The 16,776-nt window shown below is 72.0% G+C and carries 15 protein-coding genes and 2 pseudogenes; 8 read left to right on the top strand and 9 right to left on the bottom strand.

From position 1 onward, the window contains the following. Positions 1 to 342: 342 nt before the first annotated feature. Positions 343 to 2,350, top strand: a pseudogene (locus FGF04_RS04275) (oxidoreductase). Positions 2,351 to 2,403: 53 nt separating this feature from the next. After that, positions 2,404 to 3,003, top strand: coding sequence for a PadR family transcriptional regulator (locus tag FGF04_RS04270; protein ID WP_149509854.1), 600 nt, complete (start codon positions 2,404 to 2,406; stop codon positions 3,001 to 3,003). 40 nt (positions 3,004 to 3,043) lie between these two features. Here the strand turns inward: FGF04_RS04270 and FGF04_RS04265 are convergent, their stop codons facing one another. Then, positions 3,044 to 3,610 (bottom strand): hypothetical protein, encoded by a 567-nt coding sequence (locus tag FGF04_RS04265; RefSeq protein ID WP_149509853.1) that lies wholly within the window; start codon positions 3,608 to 3,610, stop codon positions 3,044 to 3,046. A 256-nt stretch (positions 3,611 to 3,866) separates the two neighbouring features. After that, entirely contained in the window at positions 3,867 to 4,865 is a 999-nt protein-coding gene (locus tag FGF04_RS04260; protein WP_149509852.1) for a fibronectin type III domain-containing protein, read from the bottom strand. 332 nt (positions 4,866 to 5,197) lie between these two features. On the opposite strand from FGF04_RS04260, the gene FGF04_RS04255 reads away from it, so the two are divergent. Beyond that, positions 5,198 to 6,025, top strand: coding sequence for a glycoside hydrolase family 75 protein (locus tag FGF04_RS04255; protein WP_235882188.1), 828 nt, complete (start codon positions 5,198 to 5,200; stop codon positions 6,023 to 6,025). Positions 6,026 to 6,077: 52 nt separating this feature from the next. Here the strand turns inward: FGF04_RS04255 and FGF04_RS04250 are convergent, their stop codons facing one another. The 4 genes from FGF04_RS04250 to FGF04_RS04235 all read right to left on the bottom strand — a co-directional run bounded on the left by FGF04_RS04250 (position 6,078) and on the right by FGF04_RS04235 (position 9,743). After that, positions 6,078 to 6,503 (bottom strand): PTS-dependent dihydroxyacetone kinase phosphotransferase subunit DhaM, encoded by a 426-nt coding sequence (locus FGF04_RS04250; RefSeq protein WP_149509851.1) that lies wholly within the window; start codon positions 6,501 to 6,503, stop codon positions 6,078 to 6,080. Next, positions 6,496 to 7,095: a dihydroxyacetone kinase subunit DhaL gene (dhaL, locus tag FGF04_RS04245; RefSeq protein ID WP_149509850.1), complete on the bottom strand. Its 600-nt coding sequence runs from the start codon at positions 7,093 to 7,095 to the stop codon at positions 6,496 to 6,498. The genes FGF04_RS04250 and dhaL overlap by 8 nt, the downstream gene beginning before the upstream one ends. A gap of 73 nt (positions 7,096 to 7,168) precedes the next feature. Next, a complete protein-coding gene (gene dhaK, locus FGF04_RS04240; protein ID WP_149509849.1) occupies positions 7,169 to 8,161 on the bottom strand; it encodes a dihydroxyacetone kinase subunit DhaK in 993 nt (330 codons plus the stop codon). A 604-nt stretch (positions 8,162 to 8,765) separates the two neighbouring features. Then, entirely contained in the window at positions 8,766 to 9,743 is a 978-nt protein-coding gene (locus FGF04_RS04235; RefSeq protein WP_235882187.1) for a helix-turn-helix transcriptional regulator, read from the bottom strand. A 191-nt stretch (positions 9,744 to 9,934) separates the two neighbouring features. On the opposite strand from FGF04_RS04235, the gene FGF04_RS04230 reads away from it, so the two are divergent. Both FGF04_RS04230 and FGF04_RS04225 read left to right on the top strand, forming a co-directional pair. Then, positions 9,935 to 11,353 carry an FAD-dependent monooxygenase gene (locus FGF04_RS04230; protein WP_149509848.1) on the top strand — a complete coding sequence of 473 codons (1,419 nt, stop codon included), beginning with the start codon at positions 9,935 to 9,937 and terminating at the stop codon, positions 11,351 to 11,353. A 33-nt stretch (positions 11,354 to 11,386) separates the two neighbouring features. Next, positions 11,387 to 11,764, top strand: a complete 378-nt coding sequence (locus FGF04_RS04225) for a hypothetical protein (RefSeq protein WP_149509847.1) — start codon at positions 11,387 to 11,389, stop codon at positions 11,762 to 11,764. On the opposite strand, the gene FGF04_RS04220 is transcribed toward FGF04_RS04225, so the two are convergent. After that, positions 11,718 to 12,911 (bottom strand): MFS transporter, encoded by a 1,194-nt coding sequence (locus tag FGF04_RS04220; RefSeq protein ID WP_149509878.1) that lies wholly within the window; start codon positions 12,909 to 12,911, stop codon positions 11,718 to 11,720. The two genes, FGF04_RS04225 and FGF04_RS04220, sit on opposite strands and share 47 nt — an antisense overlap. A 105-nt stretch (positions 12,912 to 13,016) precedes the next feature. Here FGF04_RS04220 and FGF04_RS04215 point away from each other — a divergent pair, with 105 nt between their 5' ends. Beyond that, positions 13,017 to 13,625 (top strand): TetR/AcrR family transcriptional regulator, encoded by a 609-nt coding sequence (locus FGF04_RS04215; protein WP_149509846.1) that lies wholly within the window; start codon positions 13,017 to 13,019, stop codon positions 13,623 to 13,625. Then, positions 13,574 to 13,732 (top strand): annotated as a pseudogene (locus FGF04_RS41980) (IS5/IS1182 family transposase); the annotation flags it as partial. The gene FGF04_RS04215 and the pseudogene FGF04_RS41980, both read left to right, overlap by 52 nt. Before the next feature lie 48 nt (positions 13,733 to 13,780). On the opposite strand, the gene FGF04_RS04205 reads toward FGF04_RS41980, so the two are convergent. Next, complete coding sequence (locus FGF04_RS04205) at positions 13,781 to 14,635, bottom strand: helix-turn-helix transcriptional regulator (RefSeq protein ID WP_188113953.1); 855 nt, start codon at positions 14,633 to 14,635, stop codon at positions 13,781 to 13,783. Positions 14,636 to 14,806: 171 nt separating this feature from the next. On the opposite strand from FGF04_RS04205, the gene FGF04_RS04200 reads away from it, so the two are divergent. Continuing rightward, positions 14,807 to 15,664 carry an SDR family NAD(P)-dependent oxidoreductase gene (locus FGF04_RS04200; RefSeq protein WP_149509845.1) on the top strand — a complete coding sequence of 286 codons (858 nt, stop codon included), beginning with the start codon at positions 14,807 to 14,809 and terminating at the stop codon, positions 15,662 to 15,664. Positions 15,665 to 16,037: 373 nt separating this feature from the next. Here FGF04_RS04200 and FGF04_RS04195 read toward each other — a convergent pair whose 3' ends face one another. Continuing rightward, positions 16,038 to 16,601: a type 1 glutamine amidotransferase domain-containing protein gene (locus FGF04_RS04195; protein WP_149509844.1), complete on the bottom strand. Its 564-nt coding sequence runs from the start codon at positions 16,599 to 16,601 to the stop codon at positions 16,038 to 16,040. Between the last annotated feature and the right edge of the window lie 175 nt (positions 16,602 to 16,776).

The raw sequence follows: 16,776 nt of genomic DNA, 5'->3' as shown, positions 1-16,776 counted from the left end.
CCCCTGGGGGGTGGGGGTGCTGTTGTGTTGAGGGTGCGGGRCCGTCGTGGCTGGTCGCGCAGTTCCTCGCGCCCCTTCGGGGGCGGCGGTGTCTTTAGGGGCGCGGGGAACTGCGCGCTCAGCCACAGTCGGGCCGCACCCGTGCACGCTCCTGAGCCACATCGTCCCTCCAGGGGCGCGGGGAACTGCGCGACCGGCCACAGCGCAGCCGCACCCGCAAGCGACCCCAAGTCCCCCGACGAGGCTCTCGTCACATTCACGGGGATACCTTATGCAACTTGTTGCACAAAGCCGTGCGCGTCGTCTACAACAGCGGGGACGACACCGCGTACGGAGGGCCCGATGACCCGTTACCCCCATCTGCTGCAGCCGCTGGACCTGGGACACACCACCCTCAGGAACCGCGTGCTCATGGGCTCCATGCACGTCGGCCTCGAAGAGGCCGAGAACGGCTTCGAGCGGATGGCCGAGTTCTACGCGGCCAGGGCCCGCGGCGGCGTCGGCCTCATCGTCACCGGCGGCATCGCCCCCAACGAGGCCGGCCGCCCCTACGAGGGCGGCGCCAAGCTGACCACCGAGGCGGAGGCCGCACAGCACACCGTGATCACGGAGGCCGTGCACCGCGCGGGCGGGAAGATCGCGATGCAGATCCTCCACTTCGGCCGCTACGCCTACCACCAGGACCTCGTCGCCCCCAGCGCCCTCCAGGCCCCCCCACACCCCCCACGCCCTCACGGACGACGAGGTCGAGCGGACCGTCGACGACTACGCCAGGGCCGCCCGCCTCGCCCGGAGCGCCGGCTACGACGGCGTGGAGATCATGGGCTCCGAGGGCTACCTGATCAACGAGTTCATCGCCGCCGGCACCAACCACCGCGACGACCGCTGGGGCGGCTCCTACGAGAACCGCACCCGGTTCCCGCTGGAGATCGTGCGCCGGGTGCGCGAGGCGGTCGGCGACGACTTCATCGTCATCTACCGGCTCTCCATGCTGGACCTGGTCCCCGGCGGCTCCTCCCTGGACGAGGTGATCACCCTCGCCCGCGCCGTCGAGGCCGCCGGCGCGAACGTCATCAACACCGGCATCGGCTGGCACGAGGCACGCATCCCGACCATCGCGACCTCGGTGCCGCGCGGCGCGTACACCTGGGTCACCAAGAAGGTCATGGGCGCGGTGTCGATCCCGCTCGTGACGACGAACCGCATCAACACCCCCGAGCTGGCCGAGCAGTTGCTCGCCGACGGGTACGCGGACATGGTGTCGATGGCGCGGCCGATGCTCGCCGACCCCGACTTCGTCGGCAAGGCGGCGGCCGGGCGGCCCGAGACCATCAACACCTGCATCGGCTGCAACCAGGCCTGCCTGGACCACACCTTCAGCGGCCGGATCACCTCGTGCCTGGTGAACCCGCGCGCCTGCCACGAGACGGAACTCGTCCTCGCCCCGACCCGTACCCGCAAGCGGATCGCCGTCGTGGGCGCGGGCCCGGCCGGCCTCGCCTGCGCGGTCGGCGCCGCCGAGCGCGGCCACGAGGTCACCCTGTACGACGCCGCGGGCGAGATCGGCGGCCAGCTCAACGTGGCCCGCCGCGTCCCCGGCAAGCAGGYGTTCGACGAGACGATCCGCTACTTCCGCAGCCAGCTCGAACTGCACGGCGTGGACGTCCGGTTGAACACCCCGGTCGCCGCCGGGGACCTCACCGCGTACGAGGAGGTCGTCGTCGCCACCGGGGTGGGCCCGCGCACCCCCGAGATCCCCGGCGTGGACCACCCGAGCGTCGTCGGCTACCTCGACGTGCTGCGCGACGGCGCCCCCGTCGGGGACCGGGTCGCGATCCTCGGCGCCGGCGGCATCGGCTTCGACGTCGCCGAGTACCTGACCGACGGCGGCGACAAGGCGAGCGAGGACCCGGCGACGTACTTCCGGCACTGGGGCGTCGACATGGACTACCGGGCACCCGGCGGACTCGGCGCCCCCGAGCGCCCGGCCCCGCCCCGCACCGTCCACCTCCTGCAGCGCAAGGCGTCCAAGGTCGGCGCCGGTCTGGGGAAGACCACGGGCTGGATCCACCGCACCGAGCTCAAGCACCGCGGCGTCACCATGGTCCCGGGGGTGCGCTACGACCGCATCGACGACGCCGGGCTGCACATCACCGTCGACGGCGAGAGCTCCGTCCTGCCGGTCGACACCGTCGTGCTCTGCACGGGCCAGGAACCGCGCCGCGACCTGTACGACGCGCTGGTCGCCGAGGGCCGCAGCGCGCACCTCATCGGCGGCGCCGACGTCGCGGCCGAACTGGACGCCAAGCGCGCCGTCAAGCAGGGCACCGAACTGGCGGCGGCCCTGTAGGCGCAGGGACGGGGAGCCCCGTTCCCCCTCCTCCCCGTCCCTAGGATGACCGCATGTCACTCCCGCACGCGATCCTCACCGCCCTGCTAGAGAAGCCGTCGTCGGGGCTGGAGCTGACCCGCCGCTTCGACAAGTCGATCGGCTACTTCTGGTCGGCGACGCACCAGCAGATCTACCGCGAGCTGGGAAAACTGGAGACCGGGGGCTTCATCAGGGCCCTCGCGCCGCGGCAGCCCGTACGCGGGCAGAAGAAGCGGTACGAGGTCCTGCCGGCGGGCCGCGCCGAACTGGCCCGCTGGACCGCCGCCTCCCAGGACCCCAGGCCCCTGCGGGACCCGCTGCTGCTGCGGCTGCGGGCCGCGGCGGTGGTCGGCACCGAGGGCATCGAGGCCGACCTGCGCCGCCATCTCGACCTGCACCGGGAGCAGTTGGCGGAGTACGAGGAGATCCAGGAGCGCGACTTCCCGCCGGGCAAGGACGCTCCGGCGGACCGGTTGCAGCACCTCGTCCTGCGGGCCGGCATCGACCTGGAGACCTTCTGGACGGGGTGGCTCACCCGGGCGCTGGAGGAGTTCGAGCGCCCGGCGGCCGAGCCCTCGGCGTCGAAGCCCTCGGCGTCGGGGTCCTCAGCGGCCGAGGACCCCGCGTCCTGACCCGCACTCGCGTCACACCTCGTCCGCGTCCGGCCCGGTGTCACATCCGGTCGGGCCTGGAGCGGCGGCGCAGGGCCCACACCGCGCCGCCGACACCGGCGGCGACCAGGACGCCACCGGCCGCGTACGTGACACCGCTGTAGTCCTTCGTGGTGCTGCCCATCCCGCCCATCACCCCGCGCGACGGGGACGCCGTCGCGGTCGGCGCGGTCGGTGTCGTCGTCGCGGAGATCGTGGGCGTCGAGACCGGCGAGACCGTGACGGCCTGCGTGCCCGCCGTCGAGCCGTCGGCGCAGACCACGACGACGGTGTAGGTGCCGGAGGTGACGCTCGACCAGGCGGCCGACTGGCTGCCGCTGGTCCCGGACAGGGTCACCTGGCGCCCCTGCGCGAAGTTCGCCTGCCCGCTGGAGAGCAGGGAGGCGTTGCCCATCGAGCCGTTGGACCGGGTGGCGCACGCGGAAGTGGTCACCTGCACGGTCGTGCCGCTGGTGGTGACGTCGATGCCCGTGGCCGCGGCGGCCGGACCGGCCGGGCCGAGGACCAGTGGCAGCGCGGCGGCGGCCACGGCCGGGCCGGAGCGGACGAGTGTCTGTGTCATGCGCATAGGACTGCCCTCCGACGGCACGGTGGCGGTACATCCCATGAGCCGCCGAGGGTGGGGAACGCCCGTGCTGCCTTCGGACCGAGCCAAGGCGACGGCCGCCGATCCCGCACCCGGCCAGGACCGTGCAGGTGAAAGGATCCACCGTCCGGCCCACCACCGATGGCGCCCGCGCCCGGCCCGCACCGCCCGGCCGTCCCGGTGGTCACCGCACCGCCCTGCCGTCCCGGTGGTCACCGCACCGCCCGGCTCCGGGGGATCAGCGCGCCGCCCGGCCCCCGGTCGTCACCGTCCGCTCCGCCGAGAAGGCGCCCCACGTGCCGTCCGGCAGCTTCGCCCGGATCCGCACCCGCTGCGTGACCCCGGCCTCCCGTCCGACGTAGAAGCTGTACGTCGCCTTGTCGCCGGACGGCGGCGCACCCCAGACCAGCGAGGTGACCGGCTTGCGGTCGAGCTGGATCTGGTACTCCGCGACCACCCCGTCCACCTCGGGCGCGGTCCACGACAGGTCGAGGTAGTGGGCCCCGTCCGTGCGGTGCGTCGCGGCCCGGAACCCGGTCGGTGCCGTGCCCGTCCCGGAGGCGGTGTCCGCGCCGCCCGCCGGGGTGCTGATCCGGACGGTCCGGCTCGCGGGCGAGAGGTTGTCCGCCGCGTCGCGCGCCCGGACCGTGAAGGAGTACCGCGTGCCCGGCCGCAGCCCGGTGACCACGGCCGCCGTCTGCGCCCCGCCCACACTGTGGATCTTCGTGTCGCCCTGCCGGATGTCGTACGAGGCCACGCCCCGGTCGTCCGTGGACCGGGACCAGGACAGCTGGACGGCCCCGCTCCCGGCCGTCCTGCCGCGCAGGTCCCCCGGACGGCTCGGGGCCCGCTCGTCGGCGGCGGTCGCGGCGGGCGTGGTGGCCCGTACCCGCTCGCTCGGCGGGCCGAGCCGCCCGTCGGCGTCCCGTGCCCGGACGGAGAAGGCGTACGAGGTCGACGGTGCGAGCCTGGTGATGTCGACCATGTGCTCCGAACCGGGCACTTCCTTCACCTTGGTCGCGCCGCGGTACACCTCGTAGCGGGTGACCTCGGGTTTCCCTGCGGCCCTGTTCCACATGACGTGCACGCTGGTCGCGCTGCCCGCCGCCGCGGTGACGCCGGCCGGGGCCCCGGGCGGGCCGCTGCCACCGTCCGTGTCCTGTCCGCCGAGGCCGCAGGACACCGTCGTCAGGAGCGCGCCCCCGGTCACGGCGGCTCGCAGGAGTACGCGTCGCACAGCCCTGCCTCCTTCGACCCTCCTCGACGAGATTGGTCCGGACCAATATGACGCCGCCGGTGCGCCCGCAGCAAGAGGGCCGCCGTTCGCGATATCGACCGGGCATTACGTATGCTGATCCTCTTGAAGGCTGAACTCGCCTCTTTCGCAGCGGAGTTCACGCCGCGGTGCGGAACGCTGTCGTCGCTGATCCCGCGCCGGCGAGGCCGCCCGGCCCCGACGACCCGTCACCGGCCGTGCACCGTACGGCCCCCCAGCGGTGGCCGCCCCCGCGGATCCCCTCCAGATTGGGCTGAGTGTTCGTCAGTACCCGTCCAGGAGAGGGTCCTATCGTGCGAGTCCGGTCGCTGATGACGGCCGCGGCCGGTGCCGCGCTGATCGCTCCCGCCGCGCTCCCCGGCGCCGCCCCGGTCACCCTGGACGCCGGGCACGAGCGGGCCGCGTACACCCCCGAAGCGGGCGACGCGCCGGACGCACCGGACGCTCCCGCCCTGCTGGGCATGCCGGGCGCACTGGGCGCATCCGGCGGACGGGAGTCGCGCGAGCAGCGGAAGCCGCTGGAGCCGTGGCGGACGGGGGAGGTCCGGGCCGCGGAACTGCTGGCCGCGGTACGCGACTGCGCACCCGTCTCACGCGGCCGCTTCCGCAGCGACGACGGCGAGCCCGCGGACATCGAGGTCTGCGGCCGGCGCGACGCCGTCTTCTGGAAGGCCGACATGGACATCGACTGCGACGGCAGACCCGGCCGGCACTGCAACGCGCGGACCGACCCGCTCTTCTCCGAGAACACCGCCTACCAGCAGTCCGACGGGCGCCAGCTGAGCGCCGAGCGGCTGCCGTACGTCGTCGTGCCCGCGCCGAGCCGCCGCTGGAACCACCGCAAGCACGACGTCCGGCGCGGGACGGTCGCCGCCGTCGTCCACGGCGACCGGGTCGGGTACGCGGTGGTCGGCGACATCGGCCCCGACGACATCATCGGCGAGGCCTCGTACGCCCTGGCCCGGGACCTCGGCATCCGTCCCGACCCCACGGGCGGCGGCGCGGCGTCCGGGGTCACCTACATCCTGTTCAAGGACTCGGGCGCCTCTCCCATCGAGAGCCGCCGGGCGGCCGCCGCGCAGGGGGAGAAGCTCGCCCGGGAGTTCGTCGGCCGGAGCTGAGGCCGGGCGCGCGCCCGGCCCCGCCGCTCCTCCCGTACCTCCGCCCCGCGCGTCAGACCTTCCGGTACGTGTACGCCTCGGCAGCCGCCGCCTCCACCGTGGCGAGGTCCGCTCCGGCGGAGGCCGTGACGACCGCCGCCACCGCGCCCTCCACGAACGGCGCGTCCACCAGCCGGGTGTCCGGCGGCAGCTCGTCGCCCTCGGCCAGCAGGGCCTTCACGGTGAGGACCGCGCTGCCCAGGTCGGTGAGCACGGCGACCCCGGCGCCGCGGTCCACGGCGGCGGCCGCTGCCGAGACCAGCTCGGAACTGGTGCCGAGGCCGCCGTCCTCGTCGCCGCCCGCCGGCGCCACCGGGGCGGTCGGGCCGCCGCCCGCGAGCCCCGTCGCCAGCTCGGCGACCGCGGCGGCCACCGCCGCGCTGTGCGACACGAGCACGATGCCCACGAGCTTCTCGTCGTCCCGCGTGGTGTCACTCACCGGCCACCTCCGCGAGCGCCGCGATCAGGAGCGCCGAGGAGGTGGCGCCCGGATCCTGGTGCCCGACGCTGCGCTCGCCCAGATAGCTGGCCCGGCCCTTGCGCGCCTGCAGGGGCGCGGTCGCCAGGGCGCCCTGCTCGGCGGCGGCGCGGGCCGCGGCGAAGGAATCGCCGAGCGCGTCGACGGCCGGCACGAGCGCGTCGACCATCGTCTTGTCGCCGGGCGCCGCCCCGCCGAGCTGCCGTACCGCGTCCACGCCGGTGCGCAGCGCCTCGGCGAGGTCCTGCCCGCCGACCTCGGCCGCGTCACCGAGCGCCTTGCCGGTGCGGCGCAGCAGGGTCCCGTACAGCGGCCCGGAGGCACCGCCCACCGTCGAGATCAGCCGGCGTCCGGCGAGGGTCAGGACGGCGCCCGGCGTGCCGGGCTCCTCCTTCTCCAGGGTCTCCACCACGGCCCGGAAGCCGCGCTGCAGGTTGCTGCCGTGGTCGGCGTCGCCGATCGGCGAGTCGAGGGCGGTGAGCCGCTCCGCCTCGCGTTCCACGGAGGCGGCGGTCGCCGTCATCCAACGGCGGAAGAAGTCGGCGTCGAACACTGGATCTCCTTGCGTGGTGGGAGGGGCGGCCGTGTGCCGCGGTCGCCCGGCGGGGACGGGAGGGTCCCGCGGTTCACATGCCCCAGCGCAGGCCCGCCGTACGCACCGGCGCGTCCCACAGCCGCAGCAGGTCCTCGTCGACCTGGCAGAGGGTCACCGAGGCGCCGGCCATGTCGAGCGAGGTGACGTAGTTCCCGACGAGGGTGCGGGCCACCGGCACGCCGCGCTCGGTCAGCACCCGCTGCACCTCGGCGTTGAAGCCGTACAGCTCAAGCAGCGGGGTGGCGCCCATGCCGTTGACCAGGACCAGGACGGGGTTGCGCGGGTCCAGGTCCTCCAGGACGGCGTGCACCGAGAAGTCGGCGATCTCCCGCGAGGTCATCATGGCCCGCCGCTCCCGGCCCGGCTCGCCGTGGATGCCGACGCCCAGCTCCAGCTCCCCGGCCGGCAGGTCGAAGGTGGGGCTGCCCTTGGCGGGCGTGCTGCAGGCGCTGAGCGCGACGCCGAAGCTGCGCGCGTTCTCGTTGACCCGGCGGGCCAGCGCCTCGACCTGCTCCAGCGGCCGGCCCTCCTCGGCGGCGGCGCCGGCGATCTTCTCCACGAACAGGGTCGCGCCGGTGCCGCGGCGGCCGGCGGTGTAGAGGCTGTCGGTGACGGCCACGTCGTCGTCGACGAGCACCTTGGCGATCCGGATGCCCTCGTCCTCGGCGAGCTCCGCCGCCATGTCGAAGTTGAGCACGTCACCGGTGTAGTTCTTCACGACGAACAGCACGCCCGCGCCGCTGTCGACGGCGGCCGCGGCCCGCACCATCTGGTCGGGCACCGGACTGGTGAACACCTCGCCGGGACAGGCCGCGGACAGCATCCCGGGGCCCACGAATCCGCCGTGCAGCGGCTCGTGCCCCGACCCGCCGCCGGAGACGAGCCCCACCTTCCCGGCCACGGGGGCGTCCCGCCGTACGATCACCCGGTTCTCGACGTCCACGGTCAGCTCGGGATGCGCGGCGGCCATCCCCCGCAACGCGTCCGCGACAACCGTCTCCGCGACGTTGATGAGCATCTTCACCGGTACCTCCTGGGGAGCTCGGCAGGCGGGCTTCCGACCTGCGTTTTTCCTGGTCAAAGGGTGTGGCGCGGGTACTGGACCATGGCGGTCCACGGCGGCTGGAAGCGGCTTGTGGCGGTAGCGGTGCCGGTCCGGTGCCGGTTGTACGGGCGGGTCGGCGGCTCCTCTGCGTGGCTGGATCAGTATCGGTGACAGTGCCGTCATCGGCAGTATCGACCTTGCAGCGGCGAAGGTCACGTGCACAGGCGCGCATGAGGATGTCTCTGTACGGGATGCCGACTCTGTTGGCGGCCTTTCAGCAGGACCGCAGCGGGGAACTACGTGGAGCGGGTCGGCCCGCTGTGACGGTGCACGGGGGTGAAGCGGCTCGTGGGTGCACCACGAGTACTACCAGCACGCGGAGCGCGACTCTGCGGCAGCGCCGAGTCTCGTCCGGTCAGTTATTGTCGATACCGGTATCAGCACGATTCCATGACATCGAACGGCCTGTCAGGCCGATCCCGCGCACCCGCCCTGCGCGAGGAGATTGCCCGCACAGCCGCCCGGAAGTCCCCGTTGTGGGTATCGAAGATCGGGGAACTTCGCTGTGGCGCGTGAAGAGCGGTCAGCCCCGTCGGCCTGCGGTCGGTGTTTCGCCGAAGCGCTTCTTGTACGCCTTGACGAAGTGGCTGCCGTCCGCGAAGTGCCAGCGGGCGGCCACTTCGGACACGGTCAGGCGTGTGGAGACGAGATCCGCCCTCGCGCGATCGAGGCGTCGTTCACGGACGTACGCCATGACCGACGACGTCGCCTGCTGGGCGAAGACACGGTAGAGCGTGCGGACCGACACCCGGAGCGCGTCCGCGATGGCTCGGGGGTTCAGGTCGGGATCGTCGAGCAGCCGGTCCTCGATGTACCCCCGCGCCGCTTCGAGGAGCGCCGGAGTGAAGTCCGCGTCATCCACGACCTGGTCGTTCAGGAGCCCTTGGAACAGCTCGGCTGTCGCGTCGCGCGCCGCCGTGGCGGCCGCGGGCCCGAGCTCGTCCGACAGCTCCGCGAAGAGACGGAGCTGGGCGAGGAGCAGCCGTGCGGCGGGAGACGCCTGGTCGGCGGTGACGGCGAGGGTGTTCGACGGGAAGCGGAGGGCGCTCGCGGGCAGGCCCACCACGACCGCTCGCGTACCCCGGGCGTACTCGAAGTCCCAGGGTTCCTCGTTCCTGCGGACGCACAGTGTCCCGGCTCCCACCCTGGACTGCTGTTTCCGCGAGGCGAATCGCAACTCGCCGCTGAGCATGATGTGCGTGACGACCATGGATTCGAGGTGGCCGCCCGGGCCGCCGGTGTCTCCGGCGATCGCGTCGCTGTACTGGTCCTCGACGGAGACGTCGAGCATCCGCTGGGCCCGGATGCGGACCCGGTACGCCCCTTCACTGTGCCGCGGCAGTATCAGCGGGGGCGCCGGTAACGCCTCGCCCCCCTGGCGGCGCCATTCACCGAGCAGCACATGGTTGCGGTTCTCGTCGGCGTAGGGCACGGCGATGTCGACCACTGGTGGCGAGGCGCCGCCCACCCGCCAGGACGACGCGCTGACGGTGCTGTCCACCGGGACAGGGTACAGGTGCGGCCCGCGAACTCCCGTGCGTGGCAGGGAAGTACAAGCCCGGGTGGCAGACCGGAACAAGACGCCGACGGCCGGAGCGGGCGAGAGTGGCCGTAACGGGCCCTTCGGGGGCCGGTCCCCGCACCGGAGCGCGCGCTGCGGTGCGCATTCCTTCAGCCACTGGAGCACGTTCCATGACCGATTCCGCGGTCTCCCTCTTCGAGAAGCTCGTCCACGTCGACCCGCCCGGCGACGTACCCGTGCTGTTCGACACGGCCTGTGTGATCGGCGGCAGCATCGCGGGTCTCCTGGCGGCGCGGGTGCTCTCCGACCGCGCACGACGGGTCGTCGTCATCGAGTCCGACGACGTCTCGGCGCAGACCGGGCCGCGTCCCGGCGTGCCCCAGGACCAGCAGGTGCACACGCTGCTCCCGGCCGGTCAGCTGTGGTTGGAGCGGTGGGTTCCGGGGTTCACGAAGGAAGCGCAGGACCGGGGCGCGCACTTGGTGCCCGGCAAGGGGGCCACCTCCCTCGACGGCGTGCCGCAGGCACCTGACGGTGAGGACCACCGGCTGCTCACGATCGGGCGCCCTCTGCTGGAGACCTTGATCCGGGGCCGGATCACGTCCCTGCCCAACGTGTCCGTCCTGCGGGGGCGGGCGACCGGACTGGGGTACCGCGACGACGCCGTCAGCGCCGTCCGTTACGTCGCGACCGCCGGCGGGGATCACGGCGACGCCGGCGCGGAGGTGCTCGACGCGGACTTCGTCGTGGACGCCATGGGGCGCTCCAGCAGGCTGTCCAACTGGCTCGGGCAGGGCGGTTACGACCAGCCCGGCCTGGAGCGGCTGGAAGCCCCCATCAACTACGCGACAGCCCTGTTCGAGCGGCCGGTGGACGTCGCCGACCTGGAGGCTCCCGGCGCCCTGGCGCTCTTCTCGCCGGAGTACCCCTCGGGCGGGGTGTCCGTCGCGGCGGCGAATCCTATCGAGGACGAGCGGTGGATCGTCATGCTGATGGGGTACGGCGACAGCCGGCCCGGTCGGACGGTCGACGAGTTCCGCGAGGCGTGCGCCAAGCTGCCCTCGGTCTTCACCACGGCCACCGCCGGCGCCGTCATCGGCGACGTGGTGACCTACCACCAGGCCGAGAGCCGACGGCGCCACTTCGCCGACGTGGGCCGCTTTCCCGCACGCCTGGTCAGTGTGGGGGACGCCGTGGCGTCGTTCAACCCGATCTACGGCCAGGGCATGAGCTCCGCCGCGCTGCACGCTTCCTGCCTGGCCTCCTACCTCGGCGGTAGCCCCGAACTGGGCTCGGCCGCCCGGGAGTTCTTCCGTCTCCAGCAGGTGGTCGTGGACGCCGCCTGGGCGGTCTCCGCCGGGGGCGACGCCGCCCGCCTCGACGCGCGGGACGGCACCGACGTACCGGAGGACATCGCGCGACAGCGGTGGGCCATGGAACAGATCACGGCCGCCACCCTCCTCGACGGGGACGTCACGCGCGCGTTCAACAACGTCTCCTACATGCTGCGCCACCCCGCCACGCTGGCCGACCCGGCACTGCTGGCGAGGGCGGTCGCCGCCAACGAGGAAGCAGCCACGGCCACGTGACAGAAGCATGCGCGGAGGTGTCTCCAGTGGCGGATGAGCGCGATGAATGTCATCCACCGCTCCGGCAAGATCTCATGGCGGGCCAGGACCACGTGGAAGGCCTCTACCGATCCGAACCTCATCGTCAGGATGCACCGGGTCCCGGCCCTGTACGACACCGCCCCGGCCGGCGGCCGGGTGATATGCGTCGACGAGTTCGGCCCTCTCGACCTTCAGCCGCGCAAGGCCAGGGCCCGGCGTCCAGAAGGCAAGCCCCACCGGCTGCGGGCCACCCGTAACCGGTGGGGCGGCGTGACGCACATGCTTGCCGCCCTCGACGGCACAGACCACCGCACCCACGAGGAGCCGTCCGGTCGGTTCTCGTTCAACGCCCTGCGGGGAATGCTGCGCGCCGGCCGAGGCCGACCATGACGAGCGCCATGAGTGTGAGAGCGATCATCCCGGCTGGAAGAACCGGTGCGCCCACGCCGTCGACGACCACAGCCCCCACAGCACCACCCGCGAAGATCGCCATGTTGAAGGATGTCGTCAGCATCGCGTTCGCCGCATCGGCGTTCTCGCCCGCGGCCTCGCCCATGGCCGTCTGCAACTGCGTCGCCGAGCCGCCGAACGCGAGGCCCCACAGGACGATCGCGAGCAGCACGAGCACGGTGGACTGCTGCGCGGCGGCGAGAAACGCCCCGGCGACGATGAACAGGACCACACTCGCCAGGGTGAGCCTGCGAAGCGCGCTGTCGATGAACACACCGGTGATCCAGATACCTGCGAGCGCGGCGACGCCGAAGACGAGGAGTGTGACATCGAGCCGGAGCGCGAGACGCATCTGCTGCAGATAGGAGGCGATGTAGGTGTAGAGCAGGTTGTGCGCGAGCATCCAGACGAATACGACGGCGAGGACGGTCGCCACACCGGGAATGCCCAGCACTCGGCTGAGCGGAACGCGTGTCTGCGCCGACTGCCCCGGGGCGTCGGGCACGAGGAACTTCGCGCAGACCATGACGAGGACGCTGAGCAGTGACATCGCGGCGAAGGACCAGCGCCACCCGACCGTCGAGCCCAGCCAGGCGCCGAGGGGTGTTCCGACGCAGAGTGCGACGGGGGTACCGGCCATGGCGATGGCAAGGGCACGCCCGGCGTGCTCAGGTGCGGCGATACGCCGGGCGTATCCGGCGAGCATGCCCCACAGCAGGCCGGAGAAGGCTCCCCCGACGAACCGGGCGACAAGAGCAACGGTGAACGACGGCGATATCGCGGTGACGGCGTTCGCGACAAGGAACCCGAGCAGGCCCGCAAGGAGGAGCGGCTTACGCCGCGCCCCGCGTGTCAGCGCGATCGCGGGTACCGCCGAGAGGACCGTTCCGATCGCGTAGGCGCTCACGAGCTGGCCGGCGCCGCCTTCGGAGACGTCGAGTCCGGCGGCGAGCTGCGGGAGCAGCCCCGCCGGCAGCGTCTCGGTCATGATCACGATGAATCCGGTACACGCCATCACCACCAGTGCCGGAACGGGGAACGACTCGTGCGCTCGCTCGCGCACCGGTGTGGGACACGTCGTGGTCATCGGATCGGACTCCTTCACCATTTACGGATCGAACGATCCGATATTGATCGACCCGCTTGCGGGTGTCAAACTGGATCGGTCAGTCCGCAATGGAGGAGGTTCGCCGTGTCCCCTGCCGGCCGTCCCCGCATCTTCGACATGGAGGCCGTCTTGGAGGCCGCGATGCTGCTGTTCTGGGAACAGGGCTACGAAGCGACATCGCTGGCCCAGCTCCGCGAGACCACAGGGTTGTCCTCCGCGAGCCTCTACGGCGCCTTCGGCTCGAAGGAGGGACTGTTCGAGAAGGCCGTTGAGCACTACATCGCCGGACCTGGCAGCGTCACCGATGTCGTGGCCGACGAGGCGGAAAGTCCCCGCGAGGCCATCGCCCGGCTCCTCCACGGGTCGATCGACATGCAGACCGACACATCCCACCCTCGCGGATGCCTTGTCGCCCTCTCGGGGACGACCCGGGCACCGGGAGCGGGCGAGGCCGGAGCGCGAAAGGTCGTGGCGGCGCGCCGCGCAGCGGACCGAGCGCGCATCAGGGCGTGCGTCGTCCGCGGCGTCACCTCAGGAGAACTCGCCGAAGACACCGACGTGGACGGCGTCACGTCAATGATCCACGGCTTCCTGCTCGGTATTTCGACACAGGTATGTGACGGCATGTCAGCGCGCCACCTGCACGCCGCGGCCGACGCCGTGCTCGCGAACTGGGACACACGGGGGCGCTGACGCTCACGCGCACCGTCTCCACCCAGGCCCTGGTCACTCTCACCCACCTTCGCAACGGCCACCCGTACGCCCAGTCGGCGGCTGGGTTCGGCATCGGCGAAGGCACTCGTGCTGCTGGACGGCACCCTGCCAAGGGCTTACTTGTCGACGTCTCCTCAGGCTCCGGTGAACGTGTCGGAGCCGAGTACCTTCAGCAGAGCGAGCTTGTGGTCACTGTCCGTGCCGGGCGTGGCAGTGAAGATGAGCAGTGACTGCCCCTGGTCGGGGTCGAGAAGTGTCTGACAGTAAAGGTCGATGCGCCCGACCTCGGGGTGGACGAAGCGTTTGGCACCGCTCCACCGCAGTCCTACTTCCTGACGGCTCCACAGCTCGGCGAATTCCTCGTTGTGCTTCAGGTCGGCCACCAGTGAGGCGGCCGGCGACCGGGGGCCCTGCGCGGTGGCAGTGGCGCGCAGGACGGTGACGTAGACGCGGCTGTGCAGGTGGTGGTCGTCGGGCAGGTAGCGATCGCGGGCGGTGGGATCGGTGAACCACCGGTAGAGGGCGCTACGTGCCGGGCCGGTGTGATGCGTCTGCTCGCCGAGCAGGGCCACGGCGGGCGGCGTCTGCTGCAGCGTCTCCCCGACCGGGCCCAGGATCTGGGCCGGGGTGTCCTGGAGCCGGTCCATGACGCGCAGCAGCCCCGGACTGATGTGCGCGTCGCGCAGATGCCGTGGTTGCAGGCGGTGCCCGCACAGCAGGAACAGGTGGTCACGCTCGTCCAGGGTCAGGCGCAGTCCTCGGGCGATGGCTGCGGCCATCTGCTGGGACGGCTGGGACCCGCTGCCGCGTTCCAGACGGGCCAGATAGTCGGGCGACATGTCGCACAGCTCGGCGACCTCCTCGCGGCGCAGTCCGCTCGTGCGCCGGCGGGCCCCGCGACGCAACCCGACATCCTCGGGCTGCATCAGCTCCCGGCGGCCGCGCAGGAAAGCGGCCAGACCGTCGCGGTCCAGCGTTGTGTCCACCATCGGGCTCCCACCTCACATGTCGTCCGCCCCGACCTCATCGTCCGGCAGGTGGGCGAGGGTTAGCCACGCCCTGCCGTTCAGTGGCTGAGCAGGTCCTTCATCCGCCGGCACGGAACGTCTCCACTGGATGACGTCAAGGAGCGAGCACGCAACATCTGGAGGGTGTTTCCCATGGCCTCATGGACCGCGGACCAGCTGCCCAACATGACCGGCAAGACGGTGGTGATCACCGGCGCAGGTGGAGGGATCGGACTGGTGGCCACCCGCGAACTCGCCCGGGTCGGAGCCCACACGGTGCTTGCCGTCCGCGACACCGACAAGGCGCGCCGGGCAGTGGCCGGTATGCGCGGCGACTTCGATGTCCGTCACCTCGATGTCGCCGACCTGGATTCGGTACGGGCGTTCGCGCGGTCCTGCACCGGCGAAATCGACGTTCTGATCAACAATGCCGGGGTGATGCACATCCCGGCGGCGCGTACCGCGCAGGGCCTGGACGTGCAGACCGCCACGAACTACTTCGGACCGTTCGTGCTCACCAACCTGCTGCTGCCGCGGCTGACCGACCGCGTGGTGACGGTGTCCAGCCAACTGCACCGGTTCGCCAGGCTGAAGCTCGACGACCTCGACTGGCGCGCCCGCACATACAACTCGTTGGCTGCCTACGAGTCGTCCAAGCTTGCCGTTGTTCTGTTCTCGCTGGAATTGCAGCGCCGTCTCGATGCTGCGGGCAGCCCCGTCCGCTCGGTCGTCGCGCACCCCGGCGTCGCGCGGACCGGACTGGTCACGCACTCGAAGCTCAACATCGTCAACCGGCTTCCGTTCCTGGTCCAGGACGTCGAGCACGGAGCGCTGCCGCTGCTGTACGCGGCCACGCAGGGCGTGCCCGGCAACGCGTATGTCGGCCCGGACGGTTTGTTCAGCTTCACGGGCCACCCGCTGATCCGCAGGCCCAGCCGGGCCGGCCAGGACCCGGCCGTCGCCGAACGACTGTGGCAGGCAACCGCCACTCTCACCGGAACCAGTGCCTGACCCGGCACACCCGCCCGGCCCCCGGTGCAGCAGCTCCGGCGCCGCGATCACCTCGGCGGCGGGCTCGCCCTGACGTTCTTGACGGTGGTCGAGGGGGATGCGGGCGGCTGGAGCTCGGATCAGCTATGAGCTGCACGTTCATGCGTGGCGGTCCACGGCGGCTGGAGGCGGCTTGTGGCGGTAGCGGTGCCGGTGCCGGCTGTGCGGGCGCCCCGGAGACCCTGGTCGTGCCGGATGCCGGATACGCCGCCTCCCGGCTTCGCGGCCCGGAAGCGGCCCACCGGCCCGTGGCACGCCGGAGAGGGAGCCCACCGGGCCCCCTCTCCTCTTCCACCGTGCGCCGCCGGCTCTCCGCGGCGACCAGGTGCCCGGTTCAGCCGGGCACGGGGTGGTGCGCCCGGGCGAACCGCTCCACGACGGCGGCGCAGAAGGCGGGCAGGTCGTCCGGGCCGCGGCTGGTGACCAGCTCTCCGTCGACGACCACCTCCTCATCGACGACGTCGGCGCCGGCGTTGCGCAGATCGGTGCGGATGCTGGGCCAGGACGTCAGACGGCGGCCGCGCACGGCGTCGGCCTCCGCCAGGGTCCACGGGCCGTGGCAGATCGACGCGACCGGTTTCCCGCTGGCCATGAAGTCCTTCACGAACCGCACCGCGTCGCGGTCCATGCGCAGCTGGTCGGGGTTCATGGTGCCGCCGGGCAGCAGCAGCGCCTGGTAGTCGTCTACGGAGGCGTCGGCGACCAGCCGGTCCACCGGGAAGCTTCCTGCCGGGTCGAGGTCGAACTGGCGGGCCTGGATCTCCCCCTGGTGGAGCGAGATGATCTCGGTCTTCGCCCCTGCGCCCTGCAGCGCGCCACGCGGCTGGTCGAGCTCCACGCGCTCGACGCCGTCGGTGGCCAGGATCCCCACCCGCATTCCGCGGAGTTCTAGTGTCATGGTCGGCTCCCTTCACGAATTGCTGGTTGTACGACGCGCGCGACGTGCGCGACGGAGGCACCCAGCGGGGACGCCCGGACGGAGGACAGTCCTGGTCCAGCCGTCTTCGTGAGCGTGGACATCCGGGCCGCGCCGTCTCCGGCTCCTCCCGGTCGAGATTCGCAGAGCCCGCTCA

This window comes from Streptomyces apricus (assembly GCF_008369065.1).
Lineage (GTDB): Bacteria > Actinomycetota > Actinomycetes > Streptomycetales > Streptomycetaceae > Streptomyces > Streptomyces apricus.
The sequence above is the reverse complement of the archived record's forward strand: the minus strand, read 5'-3'. Positions and strand labels throughout refer to the sequence as shown.